This is a genomic window from Streptomyces ferrugineus (assembly GCF_015160855.1).
In the GTDB taxonomy this organism is placed as follows: Bacteria; Actinomycetota; Actinomycetes; order Streptomycetales; family Streptomycetaceae; genus Streptomyces; species Streptomyces ferrugineus.
Window position 1 is genome coordinate 4110481 of the sequence record NZ_CP063373.1, and the last position, 13192, is coordinate 4123672.

Genomic DNA, 13192 nt, shown 5'->3' on the forward strand with positions numbered 1-13192 from the left:
GAGGAACGGCGAGAGAGCAATGGCCGAGAAGCGACGGGGGCGGGACCCGTAACCGGGTCCCGCCCCTTACGTTGCCACCAGTGGTCTCTCCCGTCCGATCCGCCAACTCCGCGCACTGGGAGCTCCCTTGGACACCGAAGACACCTCCGGCGACCCGCGTTCCGGCCCCCTCTCCCGCCGCAGATTCCTCCAGGCCACCGCCACCGCCACGGCGCTCGCCACCGTCGGCACCCCGGTCGCGGCCGCCGCCTCCGAGGCGACCGCCCTCTCCTTCACCGCGGCCACGGGCGGCTCCGCGACCCTCGCCCCCTCCGGCGACCGGCTGGTCGCCGAGGTGCAGAACGTGCTCTGGTCCCTCCCGCGCACGGGCGGCACCGCCGTCCCGCTCACCCCGCCCGGCCTCGAACCCGCCCGCCCGCAGTTCTCGCCCGACGGCGGCCGACTGGTCGTCTGCGCCTACCGCGGCGGCGGCTTCCACCTCTGGACGCTGCGGCCCGACGGCTCCGGACTGCGGCAGCTCACCGACGGGCCGTGGGACGACCGGGGCCCGGCCTGGTCGCCGGACGGCACCCGGATCGCGTTCGCCTCCGAGCGCGGCGGCGACACCGTGACCGGTGCTCCGTACCGCATCTGGGTCGTGGACGTACGTACCGGCGAGCTGACGCGGCTCACCGGGCGCCCCGGCCAGGACGGGCCCGGCCAGGACGCCCGCTGGGAGGACTTCGACCCGGCGTGGTCGCCGGATGGCGGGCGGGTGCTCTTCGTACGCGGGGGCGTCACGGCCACGGGCACCCTCCGCGCCACCATCGTGGCCTCCGTCGCCGCCGACGGCTCGGGCCCGGTCACCACCGAGCACACCGACGACTCCGGCGCCCAGCTCATGACCCCCGCCGTCTCGCCCACCGGACGCCTGGCCTACCTGCGCACCACCGCCTCACCCGCGGCGTCCTGCACCCTCGTCGTGGACGGCAGACCCGTCGCCGTCCAGGGCGACCTCCTGCCCGCACCGCCCCGCTGGGCGGACGCCCGGCGCCTGCTCCTCACCGTCGACGGGCACTTCCGCCTGATCGACCCGGACGTACCGGGCGACGGCGAGGAGATCCCGTTCACCGCCACCCTGGCGGTGGACCGGCCCCGCTACCGCGGCAAGGCGTACGACTTCGAGGGCGCCGGCGCCCGCCCCGTACGCGCGCTGCACCTGCCCGCCCTGTCGCCGGACGGCCGCAGCGTCGCCTTCGCCGCCCTCAACGCGCTGTGGACCGCCGGGACCACCGGCGCACGCGCGCCCCGCAAGGTGCTGCAAGTCCCCTCCACCCGCTATGTGCTGGCGCCCACCTGGACACCCGACGGCACGGCGCTGGTGTACGCCGACGACCGTGACGGGCTGTTCGCCGTACGGCGCCGTGACCTCGATACGGGGGAGGAGGACGTACTCGCCGAGGGCGGCCGGGTCTTCCCCGCGCTCTCGCCCGACGGGGACCGGCTGGCCTGCCTGGACATGTCCGGCAACCTCGTCGTGCGCGACCTGCCCGACGGCACCGAACGGATCCTCGCCGCACCGCTCGGCTCCGGCGGGCTGCCCGGCCGCCCCAGCTGGTCGCCCGACGGCCGGTACCTGGCGCTCTGCGACCGCAACCGCCTCAACCAGCGCTTCCGGGAGGGCTACAACCTCATCCGGGTCGTCGACTCGACCACCGGGACCGCGGCCCTGCACGCGCTCGCCCCGCACACCTCGCTCTCCGACCGTTACGACTCCGGACCTGTCTGGTCCCCCGACGGCCGCTGGATGGCCGTGGTCGCCGAGTCGGCCCTGTGGCTGCTGCCGGTCCGCGCCGACGGCACCCCGGACGGTGAGCCACGCCGGCTGACGTCCGAGCCGGCCGACCACCCCTCCTGGTCCGCCGACGCCCGCACCCTGCTCTACCTGTCCGCGGGCGCCCTGCGCCTGATCGACGTCCGCAGCGGCAGGACCCGTACCGTCCGCGTCCCGCTGGACTACCGCCGGCCGCGCCCGGCCGACACGGTGGTGCACGCGGGCCGCTTCTGGGGCGGCACCGGCTCGGACGTCCGCGAGGACATCGACGTCGTCGTCCGCGACGGCCGGATCGCCGAGGTGGCCCCGCACCGCGCCGGCCGGTCGGCCGCACACCGCGTCGACGCGAGCGACCGCACCGTGATCCCGGGCCTGTGGGACGCGCACACCCACCCCTGGCAGACCACGTACGGCGGCCGGCAGACCGCGCTGCAACTCGCCTACGGCATCACGACGGCCGTCTCGCTGGGCGGCTTCGCCTACGAGCAGGCCCGCGTCCGGGAGGCCGTCGCCGCCGGGGTGCTCGCCGGGCCCCGGCTGCTGGCCACCGGCGAACTGCTCGACGGGGCGCGGGTCGCCTACAGCATGGGCCGCGCCCACCGCACCCGCGAGGGACTGCGCCGCTCGCTGGCGCGCGGCCGGGCGCTGGACTGGGACTTCGTGAAGACGTACGTACGCGCCCCGGGCTGGGTGATGAAGGAGGCCGCCGACTTCGGGCACGAGCGGCTCGGCGTGCGCAGCGGCAGCCATCTGTGCACCCCGGGCGTGCAGCTCGGCCAGGACCTGACCACCCATCTGCAGGCCACCCAGCGGCTGGAGTTCGGGCACGCGACCTCCGCGACCGGGCGTTCCTACCAGGACGTCGAGGAGATCTACACCGCCACCGACTTCCATCTCGTCGCGACCCCGTTCACGGCCCTGGCCCTCCTCGGCGCCGACCCCGCGCTCGCGGACGATCCGCGCGTCACCGCGCTCATGCCGCCGTGGGACGTCGCACTCGTCCGCGAGCAGGCCGGGCAGCCACCCACCGACGCCCAACTGGCCACCCTGGCACGGGAGATGGACGTCTACCGGCGGATCCTCGCGGGTGGCGGTCTGATCGCGCTCGGCACCGACCAGCCGCTCGTCCCGGTCGGGCTGCATCTGCACCTGGCCCTGCGCGCCCTGCACCGCGCCGGACTCTCCCCGACCGAGGCGCTGCGCACCGCGACGCTGCTGCCCGCGCGGGTCTTCGGCGCCGACGCCGACCTGGGCACCCTGGAGGAGGGCAAGCTGGCCGACCTCACCGTCGTGGACGGCGACCCCTTCACCGACTTCGCCACGCTGATCCGGACGACGGCGGTCCTGCGCGGCGGTGCGCTGTTCGAGCGGGCGGAGCTGGTCGACTCCTACGACGCCGCCCCCGGGCGACCGGCGCGGGAGGAATGGCTGGAGGTGAGCCGCCGTATGCGACGCGAGGGATGCTGCGACCCGGGCCTGTGAGCGGGGCACGGTTCGCACACACCTTGTGAGACATCTGCGCAGGAGTGTCACTCGGGCTGCACACAGCCCGTCGAAAGCCTCGTTAGCGTTGCAGGCCGTTCGATCCCCCGTGCGAACCCAGGAAGACCGTAGATGGACTACTGCTCCTCGTGCCGTCGGCATCTCAACGGGGCCCTCGTGTGCCCCGGGTGCGGCGCCTACGCCCCGGACATCGCTCCCTCCGCGGTAGCGGGTGGCACCGCGTCGGCCGCGCCCGGTCCGACGGCACAGGCTCCGGCCGTCGCCTGGTACGACGGCTACTTCCGTGACGAGCCGGCGCCGCCGTCCGCCACGGACGGGACCGCGCCGCTCGCTCCGGCCGAGGATGTCGAGGGCGTGCCCGCCACCGCCGCCCCGATGGGCCGGGCGGCACGCCGTCGACAGCGGGCCCGCTGGAAGAAGAACCAGCGCCGCGCCGTGGTCGCGACCGCCGTCGCCCTGGTCGGCGGCGGCCTGACCGTCTCGGCGATGAACCAGCAGTCCGGCGACAAGGCCCAGGCGGCCACCGCGCCGGAACGGCCGAACACGGGCCTCCCGGAGCAGGAGACGGACTTCACCCGCCCGACCTCCACTCCGCCGGACACCCACAAGTCCCCGCGCACCACCACGCCCTCCTCGGATCCGACCCCGACCAACGCCGCGCGCGAGTCCGTCACCACACCGCGCACCACGCGGGACTTCACCCGACCGGACGCCGCCGCCACCCCGACCCCCACCGCGCCCGAGGCCCCGCGGACCCGGCCCGGCTCCCCGGACCCCGCAGGGGCGGACTCCGGCGACAGCACGGGCGGGGAGACGGCCGAGCAGCAGACGCCGACCCCGGCGCCGAGCGACAACGCGGACTCCGGAGCCTCCCCGGCGCCGACGAGCCCGGCCCCCGAGGAGACCTCCCCGGAACAGCTCTGCGTGCTCAACCTCGTGTGCCTCGGCTGACCACCCGGGGACCCGGGACCTGACCGCCGCAGCACATGCCACCTGAGATCACCGTCACCCTCCAGCATCGCCACACAACCTCGTGGATGCGGTCATGCTGGAAGAAGCAGGACGACGCCCTCAGGAAGGAACTTTCCCCATGGTCGAGCAGGACGATCGCTTCGATGTCGTGGTCCTCGGCGCCGGCCCCGGCGGCTACGTCGCCGCCATCCGCGCCGCCCAGCTGGGCAAGCGGGTGGCGGTCGTGGAGGAGAAGTACTGGGGCGGCGTATGTCTGAACGTGGGCTGCATTCCGAGCAAGGCCCTGCTGCGCAACGCCGAACTGGCGCACATCTTCACCCGCGAGGCGAAGACCTTCGGCATCAAGGTGGACGGGCAGGTCAGCTTCGACTACGGCGAGGCGTTCCGCCGCAGCCGCAAGGTCGCCGACGGCCGCGTCAAGGGCGTCCACTACCTGATGAAGAAGAACAAGATCACCGAGTTCGACGGCCGCGGCACCTTCCTCGACCCGCACACCCTCCAGGTGGCCGGCTACGACGGCGCCACCCGCACCATCGGCTTCGAGCACTGCGTCATCGCCACCGGCGCCACCCCCAAGCTGCTCCCCGGCACCCGGCGCAGTTCCCGCGTGGTGACCTTCGAGGAGCAGATCCTGGCCGAGGAACTGCCCGGCTCGATCGTCATCGCCGGCGCCGGGGCGATCGGCGTCGAGTTCGCCTACGTCCTGCACAACTACGGCGTGAAGGTCACGATCGTCGAGTTCCTGGACCGTATGGCCCCGCTGGAGGACGCCGAGGTCTCCGCCGAACTCGCCAAGCAGTACCGCCGGTTGGGCATCGACGTGCTCACCTCCACCCGGGTCGACGCGGTCGACGAGTCCGGTGAGCGGGTGCGTGTCACGGTCACCGGCAAGGACGGCGCCCAGCAGGTGCTGGAGGCCGACAAGGTGCTCCAGGCGATCGGCTTCGCGCCGAACGTCTCCGGGTACGGCCTGGAGACCACCGGCGTGACCGTCACCGAGCGCGGCGCGATCGACGTCGACGGCCGCTGCCGCACCTCCGTCCCGCACATCTTCGCCATCGGCGACGTGACGGCGAAGCTGATGCTCGCGCACGCCGCCGAGGCGATGGGCATCGTCGCCGCCGAGACCATCGCGGACGCCGAGACCATGGAGCTCGACTATGTGATGATCCCGCGGGCCACCTACTGCCAGCCGCAGATCGCCAGCTTCGGCTGGACCGAGGCACAGGCCCGTGAGCGTGGCTTCGACGTGCAGGTGGCGAAGTTCCCCTTCACCGCCAACGGCAAGTCGCACGGCCTGGGCGACGCGACCGGCTTCGTGAAGCTGATCAGCGACGCCAAGTACGGCGAACTCCTCGGCGGCCACCTCATCGGCCCGGACGTCACCGAACTGCTGCCCGAGCTGACCCTGGCCCAGCAGTGGGACCTGACCGTCCATGAGGTGGCCCGCAACGTCCACGCGCATCCGACGCTCGGCGAGGCGGTCAAGGAAGCGGTGCACGGCCTCGCGGGTCACATGATCAACTTCTGAGGTCGGGGCGACACACCTCCTAGCCGTCGAGCCACCAGCGGGCCGCCGACCAGGCCAGTGCGTAACTGAGGCCGTTCACCGCCCAGTGCAGGGTCATCGGCGCGATCAGGCTGCCGGAGCGGCGGCGCAGCTCGCACAGCACGACCCCGGCGAGGGCCGTGGCCACGATCGCCACGGCCACCGTCGGGGCCACGCCGCCCGGGCCGTCGCCGAAGGCGGAGGCGACCGCGGCGTTGGAGCGGTTGATGCCCCGGGAGGGCATCAGATGCCACAGCCCGAACAGCAGCGACGACACACCCGTCGCCCACGCCGCACCGTGCCGACGCCGGATCATGGCCCACAACACGCCGCGAAACGCGGTCTCCTCGAGCAGCACGGTCCCGAACGGCACCCGCACCAGCGCTCCCCACAGCATCCGCCCCAGGGACAGATCCGTGGCCCTGGCGTCCCGGAACGCCTCGCGCCCGGCCGGCACGGCGAGCAGGACCAGCAGCACCAGCAGAACGATCCCCACCAGCACCGGAGCCCACCGCAGTCCCCGGCGCACCGCCACCGCGTCGAGCCCCAGATCGGCCCGGGTGAGACCGTCCCAGCGGGCGATCAGCAGCAGGACGGCGGTCGTCGTCACGCAGATGACCACGTACATGGCGGGGCCCCGCGCGAGCCAGTTGTTCAGCAGGTTCGCGGCGGCGAGCACGGCGACAGCACAGGTGATCCGCATCCGGGTTCCAGCATCCCCCGGCGCGGGCGGTCGGCCCAGAAGACGACACGGACTCCCACCTGTGGCGCCCCGCCCCTCCAGTGCGCATCCTCGGTGGTACCGCCACCCAGGGAGGCACGATCGACATGCCGGCCAAGAACCTCACCGTCAACCGCGCGGCCCTCGGCCATCGTCTGGCCTACGCCCTGCGCCACCCCGACCGAGTGCCCCGCCACTTGGCCCGCTCCGCCCGCGACATATGGCTGCGCCGCCGCCACCCGGACCATGTCTCCTACTACCGGGCCGTGATGCGCTCCGACACCCGGGCCGACCCGGACGCCGCCGTCGGCAGCCACAACCGGGAGCGGTGGCTGGCGCTCGGGGCGATGCAGTTCGACTACCTCGTCGGTCACGGGCTGCGCCCCGAGCACCGGATGCTGGAGATCGGCTGCGGCAACCTGCGCGGCGGCTGGCGGTTCATCCGCCACCTGGAGCCCGGCCACTACTACGGCATCGACATCTCGCCCGACATCCTCTTCGCCGCGCAGGACACGATCGTCGAGATGGACCTGCGGCAAAGGCTCCCCACGCTGACCCCGGTGCGCGACCTGACGCTGCGGTTCCTGCCCGACGCCCACTTCGACGTGGTGCACGCGCACAGCGTCTTCTCGCACTCGCCGCTGCCGGTCATCGAGGAGTGCCTGGCCAACGTCGGCCGGGTGCTGGCGCCCGACGGCTGGTTCGACTTCACCTTCGACCGCACCGAGGGCACGGAGCACCACGTGCTGCGGGAGGACTTCTACTACCGCACCGAGACCCTCCTCGCGCTCGCCGAGAAGCACGGGCTGCGGGCCCGCTTCATGGCGGACTGGGAGGAACTCCCGCACCGCCAGTCGAAGATCCGGGTCACGCACGCGGTGTGAAACGCATCCATGAACCGATGCCCCGTCAGTAACTTTTTGTTTCCGGCCAGTAGGTCATCTGTCCCGGACTCTTGACTCGGCATGCGGCAGTGGCCATCCTCGTCGCACATTGTGCGAGGTCATGACAACCAGACCCCGCTCTCCCGCCGACCGAGGGACATGGGCCGTGACCAGAGCCGGACGCCCGTACCGCAGACGCAAGAACGTCACCGTCGTGTCGCTCCTCCTGCTCGTGCTGTCCCTCGCGTTCGGACCCACACCGAGTTCCGCGGCCGGCGCCAACTGGTGGGACCCGACCGCACGGCCGGCGCCGGACTCGCAGATCAACGTCACCGGGGAGCCGTTCACCGGCACCAACGCCCAGGGAGAGGTGCGCGGCTTCGTCGACGCGCACGACCACCTGTTCTCCAACGAGGCGTTCGGCGGGCGGCTCATCTGCGGCAAGCCGTTCTCCGAGGCCGGGGTCGCCGACGCGCTCAAGGACTGCCCCGAGCACTACCCCGACGGCTCGCTCGCGTTCTTCGACTTCATCACCAACGGCGGCGACGGCAGGCACGACCCGGTCGGCTGGCCCACTTTCAAGGACTGGCCCGCGCACGACTCGCTGACCCACCAGCAGAACTACTACGCCTGGGTGGAGCGGGCCTGGCGCGGCGGCCAGCGGGTGCTCGTCAACGACCTCGTCACCAACGGCGTGATCTGCTCCGTGTACTTCTTCAAGGACCGCAGCTGCGACGAGATGACGTCCATCCGGCTGCAGGCCAAGCTGACGTACGACCTGCAGGCCCACATCGACAAGATGTACGGCGGCCCCGGAAAGGGCTGGTTCCGGATCGTCACCGACAGCGCGCAGGCCCGTGAGGTCATCGAGCAGGGCAAGCTGGCGGTCGTCCTGGGCGTCGAGACCTCCGAGCCCTTCGGCTGCAAGCAGATCCTCGACATCGCGCAGTGCAGCAGGGAGGACATCGACAAGGGCCTGGACGAGCTGCACGCGCTGGGCGTGCGCAGCATGTTCCTGTGCCACAAGTTCGACAACGCCCTGTGCGGGGTCCGCTTCGACGAGGGCGGACTCGGAACGGCCATCAACGTCGGCCAGTTCCTGTCGACCGGCACCTTCTGGAAGACCGAGAAGTGCACCGGCCCGCAGCACGACAACCCCATCGGCGGCGCCGCGGCGCCCGAGGCCGAGGAGGAGCTCCCGGCGGGCGTGGAGGTCCCCTCGTACAGCGCGGACGCCCAGTGCAACGTCCGAGGGCTCACCGAACTCGGCGAATACGCCGTCCGGGGCATGATGAAACGCAAGATGATGCTGGAGATCGACCACATGAGCGTCAAGGCCACCGGCCGGGTGCTCGACATGTTCGAGGCCGCGTCCTACCCCGGCGTGCTCTCCTCGCACAGCTGGATGGACCTGAACTGGACCGAACGGGTCTACGGCCTCGGCGGCTTCATCGCCCAGTACATGCATGGCTCGGAGGGCTTCGTCTCGGAGGCCAGGCGCACCGAGGCGCTGCGCGACAAGTACGGCGTGGGCTACGGCTACGGCACCGACATGAACGGCGTCGGCGGCTGGCCCGCCCCGCGCGGAGCGGACGCGCCGAACAAGGTGACGTACCCCTTCAAGAGCGTCGACGGCGGCTCGGTCATCGACCGGCAGACCACCGGCGAGCGCACCTGGGACCTGAACACCGACGGCGCCGCCCACTACGGCCTCGTCCCGGACTGGATCGAGGACATCCGCCGGGTCGGCGGCCAGGACACGGTGGACGACCTCTTCCGGGGCGCCGAGTCCTACCTCGACACCTGGGCGGCCTCCGAGGGCCACGAGTCCGGGGTGAACCTGGCGCGCGGCGCGACCGCGTCGGCCAGTTCCTCGGAGTGGAGCCTGTTCACGAGCTACCGGCCGAACCGGGCCGTCGACGGCGACGGCGGCACCCGCTGGGCGAGCGACTGGAGCGACGACCAGTGGTTCCAGGTCGACCTCGGCTCCACCCAGCTGGTCAAGCGGGTCACCCTCGACTGGGAGCGCGCGTACGGCAAGGCGTACCGCGTCGAGCTCTCCACCGACGGTGAGACCTGGCGGACCGCCTGGTCCACGGTCTCCGGTGACGGCGGCCTGGACACGGCCAGGTTCACCGGCACACCGGCCAGATACGTACGCGTCCAGGGGCTGGAGCGCGGCACCGACTGGGGCTACTCCCTCACCGAGGTCGGCGTCCACAGCAGCTGACACCCAGGAAGAGGGGCTCCATGGCACGGTTGCCGTCCGCCGAGCGGCGGCGACAGCTCACCGAGGCCGCGATCAGGGCGATGGCCCGGGACGGCGTCCCCAGGACGACCACCCGGTCCATCGCCGCCGAGGCCGGCGTCTCGCTGAGCGTCTTCCACTACTGCTTCGACTCCAAGCAGGAGCTGATCGAGTCCGTCATCACCACCATCACCGAGCACTACGTGACGCTGGTGAAGGACGCCCTGCGGCCCAGGGCCACCCTCGACGAGACCGTCCGGGCCGGCTTCCAGGCGTACTGGGACCACGTCCGCGCCCACCCCGACGAGCACATGCTCACCTACGAGCTGACCCAGTACGCCCTGCGCCAGCCCGGCTTCGAGCATCTGGCGCGCCGGCAGTACGAGCTGTACGCCGAGACGTACGCCGACCTCATCGAGCAGCTACGGCGGTCCATGGGCCTGCGGCTGCGCGTCCCCGCCCCCGTCCTGGCCCGCTACCTGGCCGCCATGACCGACGGCCTGACCCTGAACTACCTCGTGCTCGGCGACGAGGCGGCCTGGAACGACATCCTCGACACCGTCTCCGCGCACATGGCGGCGCTGGTCGGCGAGGCCTGACCGGGACGTCACGTACGTGCGGCGGCGGCCCGCTCCCGGTCCGGCTCCGCCGCCTCCCGCCGGAACAGCCACCCCAGCTCCGGCTCCACCACGAAGCGCAGGGCCCGGCGGACGGGCGGTGTGCACAGCACCGTCACCACCGCCGCGCCCACCAGGGTGACGACGACCGCGCCGAGCGGCCGGTGGATCCAGGCCGGGTCGTACCAGCCCCAGTACTTGGAGCCCTGCGCGACGAAACCGTGCAGCAGATAGCCGTACAGCGTGCCCACGCCCAGCACCGTGCACCACATCCGCCGCCCGGGCACCCAGGACAGGAAGCACGCCACCAGCACCAGCGAGCAGACGAACAGGACCGGCGTCATCAGCATCCCGTACCACTCGGGCGCCCCCAGCTCCCGCGCGCTGTCGCGGTGATAGAACCAGGCGCCGGTCATCCGCGGCACCGCCCAGTACGCCACCACGAACGCACCCGCGAACACCGGCACGGCCGCGATCCGCACCGCCCGGCGCCGCACCAGCCGGAAGTGCTCCGGCTTCAGCGACAGACCCAGCACGAAGTACGGCAGGAACTGCAGGGCGCGCTGCAGATCGAGGTCGTTGCCGATCGACGGCGACAGCGTGGCCAGCATCGCCACGGCCAGCGCCAGCGGCACCGGCAGGCGCACCCGCCGCCACAGCGGGGTCGTCAGCCGCCACAGGAACAGCGCCGCCAGGAACCACGTCAGATACAGCGGGTCCAGCAGACTGATCGGCCGGTCCGGCTCCTGATCCGTCCAACGGGTGAACAGGGTGTACGCCGTCTCGAAGACGACATACGGCACGACGAGGCCGCTGACCAGGCGTTTGAGCTGTTCCGGACGGCCGTCGAAACCACGCGAGAAATAGCCGGAGATCACGATGAAGGCCGGCATGTGGAACGCGTACACAAGCATGTACATGGCGCTGACGGCCCGGCTGCCGTCCCGCAACGGCTCCCAGGCATGCCCCACGGCCACCAGGACGATCGCCGCGTACTTGGCGTTGTCGAAGAACGCGTCCCGCTGCTTCGTCGGCGCAGGCGACGGCGCCGTGACGGCGGTGAGGGTGTGCTGCGACATCCCACGCGCCTCACCACTTCCGGACAGCGCAAACCTCCGGGGGCGGCGCACCGGTCACCCGAATGCCCGGCGTGTCGCGATAGGGCCGACTGAGTGTGGCCGTAACCCATGTGATCGCTTCGAATGGTGAGCCCGAAGGACATGGCTGACGGTGGATCACGTCAAGGCTTGGCTCCAGTGGTGATGAAGCGTCAACCGCCCAGGCCATGACGGAAGGACTCACTATGCGTTCTGTCCGCATGCTGCTAGCCACCGCGACGGCCACGGCCGCGCTGGCGATCGCGCCCGCCGCCTATGCCGTCACCGCCGGTGACTGGGACAACGAAGACGGTTCCTACAGCAAGGAGACCGACAAGCCGAAGGACCACGGCAAGTCCGAGGACCATGGAAAGTCCGAGGACCACGACCAGTCCTACAGCAAGGAGCACGAGAAGGAGGGCAAGCACGACGAGCCTCGTGGCGGGATGCACACGGGTGGCGGAGCGCTGGCCGCCGTGACCAACGGCGACGACTGGGGCGGCGACAAGGATCCGAAGCACGACCCGGACAGCTACCGCAACAAGGACGGCGGGCATGACAAGTGGGGCGGCGGCCACGACGACGACTCGTGGAAGGGCGACGACGAGGACTCCTGGGGCGGTGACCACGACGAGGAGTCCTGGCGGTCCGGGCACGGCAAGCCGCACGGCGGGATGCACACGGGCGGCGGCGGCCTCGCCACGCCGGGTGTGACCACGGGCGGACTGGCCGCGCTCGCGGTCGCCGGCACCGGCATCTACGCGCTGCGCCGCAAGAAGGCATCCGGAACCGCGGCCTGACCATGCCCGATGCCCCAGGGGGTGTTGTGAAGGTCCCGCACAGCACCCACGGCGCCCGGCACGCCGAGGGCACGCACCGGCCGTGACAGCGGCCGCTGCCGCGGCGGGCGCGGGCACCGCACGGGACCTTCAACCACACCCCCAGCCGCTGTGGCCGCCGCACGTGCGCCGCGCGTCGCGGCGGCCCCGTCCCCCATCTGCCGTATCCGCTGCCGTGTCCGAATGAGGTGGTGCCCGATGGCCGCCGGCTGTTCCCCTTCCCCCGATACCGATCCGGCCCCTTCCGACACCGCCGGTTCCGTTACCTCACGGCGGATAAGGCGGGCGGCTGTGGCGACCTTCTGGAGCGCGATCGCCGTCATGGTCCTGGCGGTCACCCTGGGCGGCGAGGACCACTCGTCCGACCCGCGCCGCGCCTGGGGCGCCCCGCCGGCGGTCGAGTCGGCCGCCCCCTCGCCGGCCGACTCGCACGGCCCGTCGGCGGACAGGTCCCCGCCCGCCGACCGGCCCGTGGGCAAGTATCTGCAACGGTCCCGGCCGGTGCGCCTGACCATCCCCAAGATCTCGGTCGACGCGCCGTTCGTCGACCTCGCCATCGGCCGGGCCGGCCGGCTCGAACCCCCGCCGGCCGGCAACACCAACCTCGTCGGCTGGTACGCGGGCGGAGCGTCCCCCGGCGAGCCGGGCACGTCGATCATCGCCGGCCATGTGGACACGGCCACGTCCGCCGCGGTCTTCGCCAACCTCAGGGAACTGCGCAAGGGGGACCGCTTCCACGTGGCGCGGGCCGACGGGCGCCGGGCGTCCTTCCAGGTCGACAGCGTGGAGACCTTCGACAAGGACCACTTCCCGAGCGACCGTGTGTACGGCGACACCCCCCGCGCCCAGGTCCGGCTCATCACCTGCGCCGGCTCCTACGACCGCCAGGTCAAGGACTACACCGCGAACCTGGTGGTCTTCGCCCACCTCGTGTGAACCGCGGCCGGCG

General features: G+C 72.0%; 10 protein-coding genes. 8 read left to right on the top strand and 2 right to left on the bottom strand.

What is annotated here, in order from left to right; all coding sequences use genetic code 11:
- Positions 1-127 precede the first annotated feature (127 nt).
- From IM697_RS18815 to lpdA, 3 genes are all read left to right on the top strand, one after another.
- On the top strand, positions 128-3295 hold the full coding sequence (locus IM697_RS18815; protein WP_194048859.1) for an amidohydrolase family protein: 3168 nt from the start codon (positions 128-130) through the stop codon (positions 3293-3295).
- A gap of 132 nt (positions 3296-3427) precedes the next feature.
- Positions 3428-4267 (top strand): SCO2400 family protein, encoded by an 840-nt coding sequence (locus tag IM697_RS18820; protein WP_194048860.1) that lies wholly within the window; start codon positions 3428-3430, stop codon positions 4265-4267.
- A gap of 139 nt (positions 4268-4406) precedes the next feature.
- Positions 4407-5819: a dihydrolipoyl dehydrogenase gene (gene lpdA / locus IM697_RS18825; RefSeq protein WP_194048861.1), complete on the top strand. Its 1413-nt coding sequence runs from the start codon at positions 4407-4409 to the stop codon at positions 5817-5819.
- Positions 5820-5838: 19 nt separating this feature from the next.
- On the opposite strand, the gene IM697_RS18830 is transcribed toward lpdA, so the two are convergent.
- Complete coding sequence (locus tag IM697_RS18830) at positions 5839-6540, bottom strand: CPBP family intramembrane glutamic endopeptidase (protein ID WP_194048862.1); 702 nt, start codon at positions 6538-6540, stop codon at positions 5839-5841.
- 125 nt (positions 6541-6665) lie between these two features.
- On the opposite strand from IM697_RS18830, the gene IM697_RS18835 reads away from it, so the two are divergent.
- The 3 genes from IM697_RS18835 (at position 6666) to IM697_RS18845 (ending at position 10289) form a co-directional block, all read left to right on the top strand.
- Positions 6666-7442 (top strand): class I SAM-dependent methyltransferase, encoded by a 777-nt coding sequence (locus IM697_RS18835; protein ID WP_194048863.1) that lies wholly within the window; start codon positions 6666-6668, stop codon positions 7440-7442.
- 166 nt (positions 7443-7608) lie between these two features.
- Entirely contained in the window at positions 7609-9672 is a 2064-nt protein-coding gene (locus IM697_RS18840; protein WP_194048864.1) for a discoidin domain-containing protein, read from the top strand.
- A gap of 20 nt (positions 9673-9692) precedes the next feature.
- Positions 9693-10289, top strand: coding sequence for a TetR/AcrR family transcriptional regulator (locus IM697_RS18845; protein WP_194048865.1), 597 nt, complete (start codon positions 9693-9695; stop codon positions 10287-10289).
- Positions 10290-10297: 8 nt separating this feature from the next.
- On the opposite strand, the gene IM697_RS18850 is transcribed toward IM697_RS18845, so the two are convergent.
- Positions 10298-11386: an acyltransferase family protein gene (locus IM697_RS18850; protein WP_194048866.1), complete on the bottom strand. Its 1089-nt coding sequence runs from the start codon at positions 11384-11386 to the stop codon at positions 10298-10300.
- Positions 11387-11610: 224 nt separating this feature from the next.
- On the opposite strand from IM697_RS18850, the gene IM697_RS18855 reads away from it, so the two are divergent.
- On the top strand, positions 11611-12204 hold the full coding sequence (locus IM697_RS18855; RefSeq protein WP_194048867.1) for a hypothetical protein: 594 nt from the start codon (positions 11611-11613) through the stop codon (positions 12202-12204).
- A gap of 330 nt (positions 12205-12534) precedes the next feature.
- The gene (locus IM697_RS18860) at positions 12535-13179 is read left to right on the top strand and encodes a class F sortase (protein ID WP_228044750.1); all 645 of its coding nucleotides are present in this window, start codon (positions 12535-12537) and stop codon (positions 13177-13179) included.
- Positions 13180-13192 lie beyond the last annotated feature (13 nt).

Coding starts and splice junctions, on each gene's coding strand:
- IM697_RS18855 (WP_194048867.1), top strand. CDS start 11,611: ATGCGTTCTGTCCGCATGCTGCTAGCCACCGCGACGGCCACGGCCGCG.
- IM697_RS18830 (WP_194048862.1), bottom strand. CDS start 6,540: ATGCGGATCACCTGTGCTGTCGCCGTGCTCGCCGCCGCGAACCTGCTG.
- IM697_RS18835 (WP_194048863.1), top strand. CDS start 6,666: ATGCCGGCCAAGAACCTCACCGTCAACCGCGCGGCCCTCGGCCATCGT.
- IM697_RS18850 (WP_194048866.1), bottom strand. CDS start 11,386: ATGTCGCAGCACACCCTCACCGCCGTCACGGCGCCGTCGCCTGCGCCG.
- lpdA (WP_194048861.1), top strand. CDS start 4,407: ATGGTCGAGCAGGACGATCGCTTCGATGTCGTGGTCCTCGGCGCCGGC.
- IM697_RS18820 (WP_194048860.1), top strand. CDS start 3,428: ATGGACTACTGCTCCTCGTGCCGTCGGCATCTCAACGGGGCCCTCGTG.
- IM697_RS18845 (WP_194048865.1), top strand. CDS start 9,693: ATGGCACGGTTGCCGTCCGCCGAGCGGCGGCGACAGCTCACCGAGGCC.